Source organism: Flavobacterium sp. MK4S-17 (assembly GCF_009848495.1).
In the GTDB taxonomy this organism is placed as follows: Bacteria; Bacteroidota; Bacteroidia; order Flavobacteriales; family Flavobacteriaceae; genus Flavobacterium.
In genome coordinates, this window is sequence record NZ_WWEP01000002.1 from 34,999 (window position 1) to 51,551 (window position 16,553).

A 16,553-nucleotide genomic window follows, 5' to 3' on the forward strand; every position below is an offset into this window, starting at 1 on the left:
ATTGTATTATAAATCCCTGAAAACTGATTTTATAAATCCATCTTCATCTTTCATTTGTTCTTTTTGGGCAAATCCTTCGGGCTTTGGTGGGGCAAGATCTGGTTTTTCTCCGTGTGGCTTGGCTTTTATAAATGTAAAGTTGCCTTTGCCATCAATTGATTCTCCACTTGCCCAACGCCCTGTATCTGATTGATTATTTTCATCATTTATTGAAGTAGACATAAATGAATAACTGAACTCTCCGGCTTCCTTATCCTGTGGGAAACTGTTGGGTATAGGATGATTGCCCTTTAATCCTCCGATTTCTTCCAGTACGGCCAGCCATTGGTTTTGATGCATGGTATCCCTGGCTATAAGGAAAGAAAGCATATCCTTCATTCCTTTGTCCTCAGTAATTTTCCATAAACGTGTTGCCAGTATCCTGCCTGTTGATTCGGCCATGACATTAGCATACATGTCGGCAGCCAGGTTTCCACTTCCCACAACCCACGAACCATTAAATGGCACTCCATTACTGTCTACAGCCATGGCAGCCAGCCCGGCAGAAAGGTAGTGCCTTGGGTTGGCTCCGCCCATAATGGCCTGTATAATTGGGCTTTCTTCAGCCATTTCGTCTTTAATATCATTTGGTGCGTCTTCAAGATTAAGGGCTACGGCTGTGGCAAGCATTTCTATATGGCTTATTTCCTCCGTTCCTGTTTCTAAAAGCATATCACGGTATTTTGCAGGCCCTCTTGATCCCCATGCCTGGAAAAGGTACTGGAGGCAAACGCGGATTTCACCTTCAATGCCGCCAATTGCCTGCTGAAGCATTTTAGCAAACATCGGGTCTGGTTTATCTACTTTAACTTTGTACTGTAATTTAGAATCATGATAAAACATAGGCAGTTTTTTTTAGTAGTTAATAGCTGTATGTTGTACAAAGTTTATACTGTTTAAACTTTTAATGTTATATTATTTTACTACATGATTGCATTATTTTCCGCATCGTATTTATACAACATATACCGTTAATGATATAACATTGTTTTTTATGTAAAAGGTAAATTTGAAAGATGTATAATTTAAAACTACTGATTATGAAAAATGATGCAGATAAAAACCACGGGAACAATAATGGGCAAAATGATGACAATATTTTTGAAGGAAATGAAAAATATAAATACCATCAGTCGCAAAAAAAAGCAGATAAAGACCATAAGGAAGATTATGGCGACAAACCAAAAAACCATACAAGCCCGCAGGAAAGGATGCTTAACCCTGACAGGGGAGAAGATTAACATGTTATAATAATTATATAGAAACCCGGTTAATGCCGGGTTTTTTGTTTACTATATCAGGGAAAACCCCCAGTTTTAAAATTGCCTATTTTCCCCCTTATACAACTTGTTTTCAATTTTCAAATTTGTAATGAATTCAAAATGTATAATTATGAAAACGAGCCAATTAAAAAAGCTTGCTTATGCTTCGGTGCTATTATCCTTAGTTCTTTCATCCTGCTCTAATGGTGATGACGAAGTTAAAGACCCTGTTGTTGATGAAACTCCTGCTACTGTATATGTGAGCGGCTATTCTACCGAAATAACAAATGTGGGGGAAGTTGTATGGAAAAACGGCATATCTATGGAGGTTTATGATACCGATATGCTGACACCGGGAAATGTGCGCACCGCAAATATAGTTTATGATATTGATGTTGTAAATAATGATGTTTATGCAGTATGGAAAATGAGCTATAAGCCTTTCAATTCATTTTATCCCACAGCAAATATCTATTTATGGAAAAATGATGTTAATACGCTTATTTTAGAAAATGACTACAATATAAACCCCACGGCTGTTGATGTACACGGTGAGGACATTTATTTTGCAGGCTATTATATTGATCAGTATCAATATCCCAGCATATGGAAAAATGGGACAAGGGAACAGTTGCCGGGCGGTATAGGCTCTGTAACCGACCTGCTTGTTAATGATACTGATGTTTTAGCTGTTGGCTATGTGGGTATATCGCAGTCTGCTGCTGCGTTCTGGAAAAACGGCGTTATAACCAAACTGGCAGAAGGCAACGAATATAGTGCTTATGGTATAGCGCAATATGGTAATGACATTTATGTAGTAGGCACCGGCAGGGTTGGAGACATTAACAGCCAGCGCTCCGCCTTATTATGGAAAAATGGTACTCAGCAAATCCTTCAAAATCCTGACGGGAATGTGATTTCATTTGCCGACAAAGTAGCAGTAGTTGATGATAAGGTATGTATAGCTGGCTATTCAGGCATGCAGCAAAGCGAAAGTATGAGGGCTACTGTTTGGGTAAATGATATCCCAACTGTTTTATCCCAGTCTGAAAGCAGGGCATTATCCATAGCAATTAAAGGAGAAACAGTATATGCATGCGGCTATGAAAAAATGGGAGAAATGACTGTTGCAGTAATGTGGAAAATTACCGGAGAAAATATAGAAAGAGTCCAGTTAAGCAGTGGCAGCGGTAATGCAGAGGCTCACTCTATCGTGGTTAAATAATATTAGTAACTAAAAAATATTAAATCATGAAATCAGGAGTCATTATAACATTGGTTTTTCTTTTCTGCATAACCACTGCTGCAAATGCACAGATACTGGACAGGGTTTTAAACCGTACCAAGGAAAAGACAAAAAGCAAAACCGAGCAAAAAACCGACAACACTATTGATAAGGGTTTGGATAAGGTTGAAAAAGGTATAGAAAACATCTTTAAAAAAAAGGAAAAGAAGAAAGACAAAAAAAGTAGCAACGAATCATCAGGGCGAAATAATACTACCAGTAGTGATGATGTGGCATTTGAGCAATACAAAGGCTCATCTTTTGTACCCGGAAAAAACGTTTTGTTTTTTGAGGATTTTTCAACAGCTAAATTAAGCCCCGGAAGCGGAAACTGGCATGTATATGAATATGACCCTTCTGAAGATATAGAAAAGCCAAATGTAGGAACTATTCCCGCAGCAGGTGGCAACTGGCTTAAAATGCCCCGTAAAGGCTTTGCTTTCCCAAACAGCTTTAAAAATTTGCCTGAACAGTTTACAGTTGAATTTGATATGTATGCCGACCCTGAAAGTATGAATGAAATGGAAGGAGGGTTCAGGACAAACTTTACCACCAGGAATGACAGGGAAGAATATAGTATACACTGGGATACAGAACCTGCAGTTTGTATAGATGTACATCCGCATGGCTCGGATGAAATGGTTAATATGATGGTTACTACAGAGTATAACTCCAACCTTAACCGGGAAGATATGGTGCTTTTTGAAAATACGTTTAAATCAGGATGGAACCCCGGTGAAGTTAACCGTATCTCCATTTACCGTAATGGCAGGCATATCATTTTATATATAAACGGTAAGGAAATTATAAACCTGCCAAATGCGCTAACCAAGAAGGGGCAGTATAACCTTATATTTTCCACCAACCTTTGGGGCGATGGCATTTATGTATCAAACATACGTGTTGCCGGTAATATACCCAATGCTTCACAGGATATAAAAGATACAGGCAAATTTGTTACCAATGCTATTTATTTTGATGTAAACTCATCGCATATTAAGCCTGAAAGCTGGGCCACATTAAACAATACGGCCCAGGCTATAAAAGCATCTTCGGGAACTATTTTAATTGTAGGGCATACAGATAGTGACGGTGCAGATGATGCCAACCTTAAACTATCAAAAAACCGTGCCGATTCCGTTAAAAATATACTGGTAAAAGAATTTGGAATTGATGCTTCAAGATTAGTTACTGACGGTAAAGGCGAAACACAGCCTTTAACATCTAACAATACAGCTTCCGGTAAAGCACAAAACAGGCGGGTAGAATTTATTAAACAATAAGATATTTAGGAAAATGAGAATAAATTACAGTAAACACATTCTTTATATATCATTGCTGGCGGTATTGGCATGTGGAAATAATACAGGCAAACAGGATAATAATACAAACATAGATACCGTAACCGAATTGATTCCTGATGATGATGATGCAGAAGGTGGCAATGCCTGCCTTTTAGGATATCAGAGTAAATATGATGCAATGATTACAGAAGCTGAAGTTTTGGCTGCTACAGGATTTTCCAGAAATGTTATGGAAACCAAGTATAACAAGGTTTTAAAAAATCCTGAAAACCATGAATTTTTATACAAGTTTAAAAATAACAGAATGGGGAAAATACCCGGCTTTAAAAATGAAATGCAGGTGCCCGATGTAATTGTGGTGCGTGCCGTAAAACCTATGTCGATTAAAACATTTAACCAGCTTTACAAGGCTGTAACAGAAGAACAAATGCAAAAAGCTAATGATGCATTAAATGATGTGGGAGAAGGCAACTCAGGTAATGCTGAGGCAGATAAAGCCTTAAAAGAGGCTGAAAAGCAAGGGGTGGATAGAGAACAAATTAAAGGAACAGGTAAATCATTAACAGGTGCTTTTAAAGAAGTTTCCAAAGGTTACAGGACAGTAACCGGTGTAGGCAGTGCAGCCAGATGGAATATAGTTACCAGTGAACTTTTTGTTTTGCAGGATGGTGTAAAATTTGAAATTAGGGCTGATGTAAGCAATGATACAGAAAAAAATAAAATGGTAGCATTACAATTGGCAAAGGATGTATTAAGCAAGTGTAATTAAATAATTGTGACATGAAAAATATTTTATTCCTGTTTCTTTTCCTGCAGCTATCCCTGTATGGTAATGCACAACCTAAAAAAGCGCGCCAGCACCTTGCCGTGTGTAACCAGGGAAGTGGCTGCCGATTTTCAGAAATTACAGTTTCCGCCGCTGAGGTTGATAAGCTTTTAGGGAAAACCGGCTTTTGGACAACCGCTTCGCCAAATGCCACTTTAATTCTGAATAATTGCGAGAGCAAAAAAAATGAAAAGCTGTCACTTGAAGAAGTTGACCGTATGTATGGAGGGAGCGGGAAAAAGGTTGTAATCCAAACAATCAGCCTGCAAAAATATCTTAAAGAAAAAGGATGTTTTGGCTGCCCCAATACAACAAAAAAAATTTCTTTCAGGGCAAGCGGCGGGGGCCAGCAGGGTAGCTCTTATTTTTTCCTGAACCTGAAAGCCGGTGAAGCCTATATGCCCAATGAGGCTTTTCAGAAAATGGCAAACGGAGAAGGAGGCGAAATGGTGGTAGATCAGTTTATCCGCAATAACGCGATGGATATTTATGCCATAGCCGGTGGCAAAAAATATCACCAGAAGATGGCTTTGGGCACTACTATTTCCGGTATTAAAAATGACGCTGTAAATGAACAGCGATTTAAAAAGGATTTCAGGAAAACAGGTAAAACCAGGAAACATCCTACTATCGGTAAAACCGAAACAGAATACAGGGGCAAGGATGATGAAGGCAAAATAATCAGTTTCTGGATAATGCCTTCGTCCGATGTTTGTTTACCGAAAGGAAAATTTGACGCGTTTGGTTTTTATAATCTGGGCTATATTTCTGTAGATGGAATTACTTATCTCGTTACTGAAATTTCCGGAAATGATTTTCAGATAAAACTTACCGGGATTTCTGATGGCACATACAAATTTAACCCTGCAGGCTATCAATCCTATTAGTAAATTATCTTTATTTATATTGAAATACTAAGCATTGTTTGTTTAGTATGGTAATAATTAGTATATATTATTAAAAAATTATTGATTTGGTTTATTTTAATATGTTTATTTGTATTATAATAAACCAATGTTATGCACGTACTATTGGCCGATGACCATACTATTGTACTGGATGGTTTGGAATTACTATTATCCACTTTTGATTTTGTAGAAAAAGTAGATAAAGCAGCGGACGAGGCAACGTTGCTTTCTATTCTTGAAAAGAATACAATGCCTGATGTTATACTTTTAGATATAGTTTTTGGGAAGTCAGGCGGGCGTGAACTATGTAAAAAATTGAAAAAGCAGTATGACGGTTTAAAGTTGATTGCCTTAACAAGCTATAGTGATATTGCTACCGTAAAATCATCTATACAGGCCGGTTTTGATGGCTACCTGCTAAAATCTGAAGACAGGCAAACCGTTATGCAGGCATTACAGGAAGTAGCGCAGGGTGGGCAGTTTTTTAGCCCGCAGGTAAAGAATGTTTTTTTTCAGCAGAGTATTTCCAAAAACAAGTCGGCATTAACCAAAAGGGAAGAAGATGTTTTAAGGTTGATAATAGAAGAAAAAACAACAAAGGAAATAGCGGAAGAACTTTTTATTTCAGAAAAAACGGTGGAGAACCACCGCTCTAACCTCATGATGAAACTGGAAGTTAAAAACATGGCAGGCTTAGTAAAAAAAGCTATAATATTAGGATATGCTTAAAAAGTAATCTTTATGGTAAAGGTTTACATTATATTTTTTATGCTGTGCCTCGGTACAAAATTATCAGCACAGGTTAATTCAAAGCAAAATTTAGAAACCGCCCCCAAGGAAATTCAACAGTTATTTTTTGACGCAAAAAATTGTGTTGAAAAAGATACGGGAGATTGCAGCTACTACCATAAAAAGGCTATTAAATTTCTTGAAAATAAAAACTCAAAAAAATATTTAACTACTTTTTACTGTTACTTGGGTAAATACTATTTTAATAATGGCAGGTTTAAGGACGTAATTAAAGATTTGCCTAAAGGGTATAAAGCAGCAAAAAAACGGAATGAGTATTATAACGCAGGTTTTTTAGCTAACCTGTTAGCAGCAGGGTATTCCTATCAAGCAAATACTGATTCTGCATTATTCTATTTTATTGAAGCCCGTAAAAATTATTTAAAGATTAATGACTCGTTACTACTTGCCGAAAATTACAGTAATACAGCATCGGTATACGTTGATATTGATGATGACGTAACAGCCGTATCGCATTACTATAAAGCGTGGGCATATAGCAGTAGTTTAACATACAATATGAGGATAATAAGATTTAGTATAAGCCTTAATTTAGGGCAGGCTTATAACAGGCTTGGAAAATTAGACTCTGCTTATAATTGGGCACTCATCAGTCGCAAATATGTTACTAAAGAAGACGAATATAAATCAGATTGGCAAATAGCAACCAATAATATGCTATTTGCAGATGTCTACATGAAAAAAAATCAGTTAGACTCTGCTTATGTGTGTGCAAAACTGGCTTTACAGCATGCCCAAAAATTAGACGACAGCCAGTTTTTGGCAGATGCTTATGCTGTTAAGGCAAATGTGCATTTAGAGCAAAAAGATTACAGGCAGGCAATAAAGGATGCTTTGGAAAGTAAAGCTATTAATACAGATAATGGTAATGTAATGGGGTTAACAAGAAGCCTTTCTGTACTTTCCAAATCCTATTTTGCCTTGGGTAAATACAAGGAAGCTGCCTATAGTTATAAGCAGGAACTTGATATTTTGGATAGTACAGTATCCCAACGGAAAATAAGGGCTATAAGGGAGGTAAATGTAAAATATGAAACGGAGAAAAAAGAGAGGCAGATAGCGGAACAGGCTTTAAAGATAGAAAGGAAAAATACACAGTTCAGGAATTGGGTTATAGTAGGTGCATTACTGATATTAGGAAGTATTTTTTATATATACCAAAGCAGGAAAACCCAAAAGCAAAAGCTAATATTGCTAAAACAGGAAAATGAAAATGCGGTGCTTAAAGCTATAATGAACAGTGAGGAACAGGAACGAAGAAACATAAGCAGCATGTTGCATGATGGTGTCGCCGCAAAGTTGGGTGCTGCAAAAATGAGCCTGCAGTCCATCCCGTTCCTTCAGGATGAGAAAAGAGATTATCAACTCGAAAATACAGCGCAGCTAATAAGTAATATCCATAGGGATATCAGGAGTATTGCGCACAGCCTTTTACCTGTTACTTTAGAAAAAGAAGGGCTTGTGCCGGCAATAATTGGATTCGTTTCGGAGATTAATCAATTACACCTGTTAGAAATAAAAGTTGACAATAAGCTGCCGGAGGAATTTATCCTCCCTAAAAAAAATGCACTGGTAATATACCGTATTATTCAGGAGCTTATTAATAATATTGTAAGGCATGCCAAAGCTACAGAGGCTAAAATTTATCTTGAAAAGAAAGATAATGTGCTGGAGATTTGTGTATCAGATAATGGCGTTGGTTTTATTCCAAACCAGGAAAATCAGGGATTATACAGTATAAAAGAAAGGTTGAATACTATTGGGGGAACCTTTACTATTACTAATGAGCAGAATGGTTCTGTTGCAGTATTAAGCCTGCGGGCTTAAATTTTAGCCAAGTATAACATACTTAAGGATAGTACTACTATAAATTAAAAACCTTAAAAGCTATTAATAATCAAATACCTACAGAATTAATAATTTATTATTTATACGATTTCCTTATATCGCCTTTTTTTGTAATTCATCGAAAAAATAAATCATAATAGTGTTTGTTTCCGCATTTAATTTGTTATTTGTTAAATAAATATCAAATCTAATTTTATTTTTCAGCCTTCAGACGGCAATAATTCTTGGATCATTTTAAAACCAGAAATTATGAAAATTCACAACCAACACAACCGGATTTTCTTTACCAAGATTTTTTATTACTACTATTATTATAACCCTTATCCTAAAGGTTAAACTTACATTTTTTATTTACTGATAGTGAGGCTTAATATTTAAGCCCCATAATATTACTGTATGTAATATTGGCATACGCATATTTATTTTTCTAACTATAAATTTAATTCAACATGAGTAAAATTTACTTTTTTTTTATGCTCCTGGTCAGTGTTACAGGCTATAGCCAAAATGTAACATTTGAGTATGATGCTGCAGGAAACCAGATTTTGCGGCAGTGGTGTGCTAACTGCCGTATGCAGTCCCCCAATCAGCCTAAAGATTTTTCTAAGGTTATGGATTCGGATATGGAGAAATTTTATCCAGAGGATGTAATTTCTTATTATCCTAACCCGGTTAAAGAACAGCTTTATTTAAAGTGGGAACTTATTGATAATAAAAAAGTTTCCAAAATTGAGCTTTATGACATTAGTGGTAAGTATGTAAACTCTATAGAGAGTTTTGACAGCGAAAACTCTACCATACTTTCATTTGGAAACTATCCTTCAGGAATCTACTTTGTTAACCTGATTTATTCAGATTCTGATGTAAAAACAATCAAAATAATAAAAGACTAAGCTTATGAAAAAAATATTATTATTTCTGATTATTTTTTTAAGCTTCGAATTTTCCTATTCTCAAATAGGAGGAACTCCTGCATCGGGGGTAGAAGCTATTCCGCGTACGGGTAACAGTAATGTAAATAAAGCACAATCGGTTGCAAAAAACAATACACCTATACCTTCACCAGGCACTCCAACCGGCAATTCTGAAGAGGTTGGGGTAACTAAGGGAGAGTTTGAAGTTTCGTTAACAGGAGCTGCCACTTATAATATACCTATAGCAGTACCACCAGGAATAAATGGTGTTGAGCCTGAAATTTCATTGAGCTATAACAGCCAGGATGGTAACGGTTTGGCAGGCTACGGCTGGAATATTTCAGGTGTTTCCATAATTTCAAAAATACCATCTACAAAGTACCATGATAATAGTATAGACCCTGTAGATTTTGATACTAAAGACAGGTATGCTATCGACGGGCAAAGGCTGGTTGTTAAAAGTGGTACATCCGGGGTGTATGGTGCCGATGGAACCGAATATGAAACGGAAAGTTACTCAAACCTTAAAATTACTTCATACGGTGTACACCCCGAAGGTTCCCAATATGGGCCTGAATATTTTTTGGTACAACACCCTGACGGTTCTGTTTCTTATTATGGGAATTCTACCAATTCCCGATCAAAAACAGATTGGGCCGTAACCTATTGGCAAAATCCGCAAGGTTTAAGAATATCCTATACTTATACGCTTTCCAACAACAACTTATCCATAAGTTCTATTAAATATGGCTCAAGGCTTACAGCACCTGCCATAAATGAAATATCATTTATTTATAAAACAAGGCAGCGTGCAGAACAGGCCTTTATTAGCGGGCAAAGCTTTTTAAGGAGTACAATACTTAGCAGGATTGCGGTTAGAGGAAATAATGTAGGGTATAGAAACTACGTACTTGGGCATGAACCTACCTCATTAGGATATGAACGTTTAATAAGTGTAACTGAGAAGAGTGGCGATAACGTTAAAAGTTTAAACCCAACGGTTTTTACTTATGAAAACAGCGACTATACAGATTTTTTTGATATATCCAGCCCCATACCTTTAAACCTTTCTAATATTGACTTTACCAACACACGTAATGTTACAGGTGATTTTAATGGTGATGGTAAAATGGATTTTATTGTATATCCTACCAATGGAGCTGATGCTAAGAAAAAATACTATTTATTTACTGACTTACAGGGAACATCGGTTAATATTGGAGCAGCCCATAATGTAGGTGCTTTTGTAGATATTATTCCTACATCGTGGCTAAACCATATGGATAAGATAATGCCCATGCAAGGATGGTGTGTTATTCAAAATACTCCGGGTTCCAGCGTAACCACTTTTAAAAATTATTCAGCAGGAACGGTAGCGCCTATATATACCCAGTATGAAAAGACTTATGACTTTCCTAAAATAACTTACTATAATGACTGCCCAGGATTGGTTCCTTGTGGAGTAACACCTGGCGATGGAGGGTTAGACCCCGGATTTACAGACCCGGGAGGACTAGATGATGGTATAGCTAAAAGGGGCGGAAGGGATTTAGACCCGGGGCTTGACCCTGTTGACCCATGGGATCCCGGACTTGGTCCCGGTCCAGGCCCGGGCCCTATATTAACTCCTAATTGTGCTACAGTTACCAATTTAGATTTAAATGTTTATCTTAATGGTGAGGCAATACTTACCTGGGATACTATAGGATCGCCTACTGCTACAAGCTGGGAAGTTTATTATTTTGAAGATAATAATGGCACCGCACCGGGTAATAATACCCCTGTGGGCACTTACACTATTGTTACTCAAAATTCTTTTACGCTTAGTAATTTTAACAGGAGGAAAAATTACACATTTTATGTAAGGGCTATTTGTAACAACAGTACAGGTGTAATTGCCAATAATTGGGTAGGGCCATATAATTATGGACTTATAGTAACTGATCCGCCGGTGCCAAGCTATAAAGTTGTACCTAAAGAATATATTAGCGGCGATTTTAATGGCGATGGCCTGACAGATATTATAGCTATTGACAAAACAGTATCCTATTCAACCAGAATCTGTCAGGGTGACTGTTATACTACATCCTATGTAACTGTACAGGGCGGTAAAACCTATTTTGTAAATCTTGACAGGAGGTTAACTACTAACTTCGTTAACATGTCTGGTAATATTACTACCACAAACAACAGTGAGTTTGGTGTTGCCGATGTAAACGGGGATGGTAAATCAGACCTGCTTGTTTTTGACTCGGGCAGTGTAAGGGTTTATACTCTAAACGACAACAAGCACCTGGTACAGCTATTAAGCAAATATGATAGTGCGATTAAATCAGACAAGCCGAGATATGTGGGTGATTTTAATGGTGATGGAAAAATGGATTTCGTAATTCCACAGGAAGTGGGTACTGACAGTTGGAGTTTCTTTTTCTCAAAAGACAATGATTTTAATAAAGTAACCACCTCAATTGGTTTTAACTTTGTTGAATCTACTTTTGGTTATGCAGGTGTTGTAGGCTGGCCTACAACTACCAGGAGCTTGATAGAAACAAGTTTTATAGCTAATGATATTAACGGTGATGGAAAAACCGATTTAATTGTACAGCAAAACTTTACAGTAGAGTGTTACATGACCAGATATGGCTGCGGGTATGATGATACCCAGGGAGATCCTCAGGTAACACGTTTTTGGGTTTTGGAAAACATGGGTAGTGATGGTAATTCTATCAGTTTTAACCAAACTTATGTTAATGCCCAGTTAGGCGGTATCAAGCGTTACCCGATTCCTTTATTCCTTGACCATAATAACTTTAACCAGAACCTGGAATATGCCTTAATGTCTGACAATAAAGTTGTTACTTTTAAGGCATCTAAAGACCATAAAAAAGATGTAAGGTTAAAGGAAATTACATTAGGAAGCGGGGTAAGGGAAATAATTTCTTACTCTCCACTTAATAATAACTGTGGTACTCCATATTGTAACATGTCATTTAACCCTTCAAGCTATACTGAAACATATCCTAATTTTGATATTGTGGTAGCTAATAGCCTGCAGGTTGTTTCTAAAGTAGAGCAGGTTAGTGCCGGCCAGTATAAACAGCAAAAATATGGTTATTATGGTGCTGTTACCAATGTAGAGGGCAGAGGGTTCCTCGGCTTTAGGGCACTTAGTAAAACCAACTGGTTTAACAGTGATTTTGATGCGATTACCTCTGTTACATATAATGATATAAACAAAAGGGGCGCTACAACGGAAACCTTTACAGTTTTAGGTGAAATGTATGTAAGCAATTCTGTTTATTCACCTAATGTATTTATATCTAAGTCATTGTTAACATACAATGAAGAGTTGTTGCCAAATAAGGTTTATAAAATCAGCAATGCCTCAAACATTACCTATAACGGGTTGGAAAACACTTCGGTTGAAACCACCTATACCTATGATGGTTACAATAACCCGTTAACCTCAACAATGCTTCATAAAAAAGCGGGTACAACCGAAAAAAATGAGTTTGTACAGTTAGAGTATTTTAACCAGCCTACAGGAAGTAACTATTATATTGGCAGGGTAAAACAGCGTAATTCTACCATTACTCATAATGGCAACACCACAACAGGTGAAGAGAAATATACCTATACAGGCTCTTTAGTAACTAAAATACAGAAGAAAGGGCATTTAACCAATTATCTCACGGAAGATAATGTATATGATGTATTTGGCAACATTACCAAGAAAACAATTACTGCAACCGGGTTAACTCCAAGGGTTAATAATTTTGCCTATGATGCTTCCGGAAGATTTTTAATAAGCAGTACTGATGCAGAAGGTTTGGTTACCAGCTATACATATAGTAATAACACAGGATTACTTGCATCGCAAACATTGCCTTCCAATAGTGGCTATCCTTTAACTACATCTTTTGTATATGATGCCTGGGGCAGGAAAAAAACAGAAACTAACTACTTAGGCAAGAATACTAATTATTCTTACATGTGGCTAAGCCCGGGTAATGCTGGTTTTTACAGTGTTTCAATTACAGGGGATGATAATTCTGCAAATTTCAACTGGTATGATGATTTAGGCCGTAAAATTTCAGAAGGTTACCGTACTTTAAATGATGGCCCGGCTTCTGAACCTAAAAACAGCTTTAAAACATTTACGTATGATATTTATGACAGGGTTACAAAAGCCTATGAGCCACATTTGGCAATGTTGCCTTCAACTAACGGCTCTTTTAACGAAACTAAATTTGATGTTTATGGAAGGCCTTTACAAATTATTGAACATACAGGCAAAACAACCAATTTTTCTTATAATGGCTTAACTACCACAGCAGATGATGGTGTAACTACTAAAATTACCACTAAAAATTCATTTGGTAAAGTTGTATCGCATAGTGATAATGGAGGTACAATTACCTATCAGTATTTTGCAGACGGTAATTTAAAACAGTCCAATTTTGGTGGGGTTATAATTAAATTTGAATATGATGGATGGGGAAGAAAAACTAAATTAACCGATCCAAGTGCCGGTGTTTATACCTACGAGTACAATGATTTTGGCGAAATGATAAAAGAAACCACGCCAAAAGGGATTACTAATTATACGTTGGATAATTTTGGTAAACTGTTAGAAAAAACTACAGTGGGTAGTGGTGGAGACCCTACCAATACTAAAACTACTTACACGTATGATGCTGCAAGCAAATTGGTTACATATGTTAAATTTACTGACATTACAGGCGGTTTCTACACAGAGTATAACTATGGCTATGATGACTACCGTAGATTATATTTTACAGATGAAAACGGATTTAACGCCTATTACCAAAGGGCTACATTATTTGATGATTTTGGAAGGCCGGAAAAACAGCTTTTTGCAGTAACCAATACTGCTGACTCTAAGTCAAGCATTAAATGGATAAAAAACACCTACAAAAACGGTCACCACTGGCAAATACTGGATTTTGATACTAATGAGTTGTTATGGCAGGCAACTAAAGTTAATGGCAGGGGGCAGCTTACGCAGGGCAGCTATGGTAATGGTATAAATATTAATAATACTTATGATGATTATGGTTTCCCTACTGAGTTTAAATATACTAACTCAGCAGTAAGCCCGGCTGCAGATGTATTAACGCTTAACAATACATTTAATGCAGAGCGTGGCAACCTTACAGGCCGTTATAGTAGTATTACCGGATATCAGGAAAATTTTACTTATGACGATGTAGACAGGTTATCGGGATGGAGTAATGACAATCAGCTTCATAATTTTACTTTTACAACGAATACCGAGAGTTTTACTCCAACATCCGGTAGTGCGTCGGTTAGTCTTAATACTACCTTATTAAGGTTAAATGTTTCTGCGTTTGCAAATTTCCAGGGGACACAAAGGGTGGTATATCAAAATGCACCTGTAGGCAAACAACTTAAATTTAAAGGTACTATTTATTTTAAAAACCTTGTTGTAGGTAATCATGTAAGGTTTTCTGTAGTAGAAAGAGACCCGGTTACAGGCCAGTCTAACGAAACTATATATGGAGTAAATAGTTCATCAGTCCATAATTTTTCATTTGAGCATACTGTAACCCAATACCCTGAAGTTTACATAAAAATAGTTGCAGGTAATAATTTATCATGGAGTTCGGGTGTTACTTTTGCCGTAGATAATATTACTGTAGCTGAGGTTATTAACAATAATCAGACATATGACTCTTTAGGACGTATAAATGAAAACGAAGTAGGGGCTTATAAATATACTTTAACAAATCCTGCTACATCTATGCCTAAGCATTTTCAAAACAGTGCTATAGATGTTAATCCTGATTATACAAGCTATTATCAGAGCAGGGGTACTTTAAACATTACTTATAATGCTTTTAAGAGCCCTATTGAAATTTTCGAATCAGGTAAGGACAGGCTGAGCTTTAGGTATAACGTAAATAATGGCAGATCTACCATGTATTATGGCGGCCTGCAATCAGATCAGCTTTTAAGGCCTTTAAGGAAACACTATTCTGCTGACGGTACTATTGAAATAAAGCAAAACCTTGTAACTGATGAGGTTGAATTTATTACCTACATAGGTGGTGATGCTTATTCTGCACCTTTAGTTTTAAGGAGCGATGGTACAGACAGTGAATATTTTTACCTGCATCGTGATTACCTGGGAAGCATACTTGCAATTTCTGACCAGCAGGGCAATGTTATAGAAAAAAGGCACTTTGATGCATGGGGTAATATTAAATTAGTACAAAATCATGCAGGAAATAATATAGCTTCTTTAACTGTTTTAGACAGGGGTTATACCGGGCATGAGCACTTGCAGAAAGTAGCACTTATCCATATGAATGCAAGGCTGTATGACCCTGTGGTGCACAGGTTTTTACAACCCGATAATTTTGTGCAGGATCCTTTTAATACACAAAACTTTAACAGGTATTCCTATGTAATGAACAACCCATTGAAATATACAGACGCAAGCGGTGAGTTTTGGTTTGTGGTTGTAGGGGCAATAGTAGGCGCATATCTTGGCGCATCATTACAGCAAGGTACTTTTAATCCTGCCAAGTGGGATAACAACTGGTGGAAAGGAGCTGTAGTAGGTGGTGTGATTGGTGCTTATGGAGCACAGTTATTAGTGGCTAAATTTAGTACCTCGCTCATTGCAACGGGAGGTATAAGCAAGCACACCGTTTTTGCCAAAGCACTTATGGCATCTGCCAAGGGTATGATAAAAACATATGCTTCGAGTATATTTAGCTTTAGTATGGAAAACGGATTTAAACTCTCTCTTGGGTTAAATGATGCCATGATAAATAAAATGCTGGTAAGCGGTATAATTGCAGGAGCCCACAACATGATTGGCCAGGGATTAGACTTAATTTACAAAGCAGGTAAAGAGGGTGGTGAAGCTGCAAGCGGTTTACTTGCCAGTAAAGAATGGGCAGGAAAGCTCTCCAGAAATTTGTTAGATAATACCTTAAAAGGTATATCTACCAATATAATTAAAGGAAACAAAGGAGTGTTTGAAGACTTAACTTACTTAAGTTTTGGTAACGGGCTTATAGAATTAGCAGAAGGCAAGAAAATCATTAATTTTGATAAAATTACAAAACATGCGCAGGGATGGGGTATGTATGGACTGGCAGCTGCATTTGGACATGATACTGCACCCAAGTTTGATGAGTTTGGCCTTAGCTTTGATTATAAGTCTTCTACTAAATATCTTGGCAAGTTTTTTGGAGATTGGTGGAAAGGCCTGTCCCTGGAAGAAAAAATTGTACAAGGAGCTACAGTAGGAACTATGGCAGGTATAGTATCTACATTAGGATTGAGTATAAGGTTTGATTAA

Annotated in this window: 10 protein-coding genes; 9 read left to right on the top strand and 1 reads right to left on the bottom strand. The window is 36.9% G+C overall.

The genetic code is table 11. The features are described 5' to 3' along the window. Positions 1–6: 6 nt before the first annotated feature. Positions 7–882, bottom strand: coding sequence for a manganese catalase family protein (locus tag GSF09_RS01560; RefSeq protein ID WP_159799171.1), 876 nt, complete (start codon positions 880–882; stop codon positions 7–9). 197 nt (positions 883–1,079) lie between these two features. Here GSF09_RS01560 and GSF09_RS01565 point away from each other — a divergent pair, with 197 nt between their 5' ends. The 9 genes from GSF09_RS01565 (at position 1,080) to GSF09_RS01605 (ending at position 16,553) form a co-directional block, all read left to right on the top strand. After that, on the top strand, positions 1,080–1,280 hold the full coding sequence (locus tag GSF09_RS01565) for a hypothetical protein (RefSeq protein WP_159799172.1): 201 nt from the start codon (positions 1,080–1,082) through the stop codon (positions 1,278–1,280). Positions 1,281–1,431: 151 nt separating this feature from the next. After that, positions 1,432–2,526: a hypothetical protein gene (locus GSF09_RS01570; protein WP_159799173.1), complete on the top strand. Its 1,095-nt coding sequence runs from the start codon at positions 1,432–1,434 to the stop codon at positions 2,524–2,526. Positions 2,527–2,552: 26 nt separating this feature from the next. Next, complete coding sequence (locus tag GSF09_RS01575; RefSeq protein WP_159799174.1) at positions 2,553–3,869, top strand: OmpA family protein; 1,317 nt, start codon at positions 2,553–2,555, stop codon at positions 3,867–3,869. Positions 3,870–3,882: 13 nt separating this feature from the next. After that, positions 3,883–4,659 (top strand): hypothetical protein, encoded by a 777-nt coding sequence (locus tag GSF09_RS01580; RefSeq protein ID WP_159799175.1) that lies wholly within the window; start codon positions 3,883–3,885, stop codon positions 4,657–4,659. 11 nt (positions 4,660–4,670) lie between these two features. After that, entirely contained in the window at positions 4,671–5,603 is a 933-nt protein-coding gene (locus tag GSF09_RS01585; protein WP_159799176.1) for a hypothetical protein, read from the top strand. Positions 5,604–5,735: 132 nt separating this feature from the next. Next, positions 5,736–6,353 carry a response regulator transcription factor gene (locus GSF09_RS01590; RefSeq protein WP_159799177.1) on the top strand — a complete coding sequence of 206 codons (618 nt, stop codon included), beginning with the start codon at positions 5,736–5,738 and terminating at the stop codon, positions 6,351–6,353. 12 nt (positions 6,354–6,365) lie between these two features. After that, the gene (locus GSF09_RS01595) at positions 6,366–8,261 is read left to right on the top strand and encodes an ATP-binding protein (RefSeq protein ID WP_159799178.1); all 1,896 of its coding nucleotides are present in this window, start codon (positions 6,366–6,368) and stop codon (positions 8,259–8,261) included. A 470-nt stretch (positions 8,262–8,731) separates the two neighbouring features. After that, a complete protein-coding gene (locus tag GSF09_RS01600; RefSeq protein WP_159799179.1) occupies positions 8,732–9,175 on the top strand; it encodes a T9SS type A sorting domain-containing protein in 444 nt (147 codons plus the stop codon). A gap of 4 nt (positions 9,176–9,179) precedes the next feature. Further along, positions 9,180–16,553, top strand: coding sequence for an RHS repeat-associated core domain-containing protein (locus GSF09_RS01605; RefSeq protein WP_159799180.1), 7,374 nt, complete (start codon positions 9,180–9,182; stop codon positions 16,551–16,553).

Excerpts from the sequence above, each read along its gene's own strand:
- GSF09_RS01560 (WP_159799171.1), bottom strand. The coding sequence starts at position 882 with ATGTTTTATCATGATTCTAAATTACAGTACAAAGTTAAAGTAGATAAA.
- GSF09_RS01590 (WP_159799177.1), top strand. The coding sequence starts at position 5,736 with ATGCACGTACTATTGGCCGATGACCATACTATTGTACTGGATGGTTTG.
- GSF09_RS01585 (WP_159799176.1), top strand. The coding sequence starts at position 4,671 with ATGAAAAATATTTTATTCCTGTTTCTTTTCCTGCAGCTATCCCTGTAT.
- GSF09_RS01605 (WP_159799180.1), top strand. The coding sequence starts at position 9,180 with ATGAAAAAAATATTATTATTTCTGATTATTTTTTTAAGCTTCGAATTT.
- GSF09_RS01565 (WP_159799172.1), top strand. The coding sequence starts at position 1,080 with ATGAAAAATGATGCAGATAAAAACCACGGGAACAATAATGGGCAAAAT.
- GSF09_RS01570 (WP_159799173.1), top strand. The coding sequence starts at position 1,432 with ATGAAAACGAGCCAATTAAAAAAGCTTGCTTATGCTTCGGTGCTATTA.
- GSF09_RS01580 (WP_159799175.1), top strand. The coding sequence starts at position 3,883 with ATGAGAATAAATTACAGTAAACACATTCTTTATATATCATTGCTGGCG.
- GSF09_RS01575 (WP_159799174.1), top strand. The coding sequence starts at position 2,553 with ATGAAATCAGGAGTCATTATAACATTGGTTTTTCTTTTCTGCATAACC.
- GSF09_RS01595 (WP_159799178.1), top strand. The coding sequence starts at position 6,366 with ATGGTAAAGGTTTACATTATATTTTTTATGCTGTGCCTCGGTACAAAA.
- GSF09_RS01600 (WP_159799179.1), top strand. The coding sequence starts at position 8,732 with ATGAGTAAAATTTACTTTTTTTTTATGCTCCTGGTCAGTGTTACAGGC.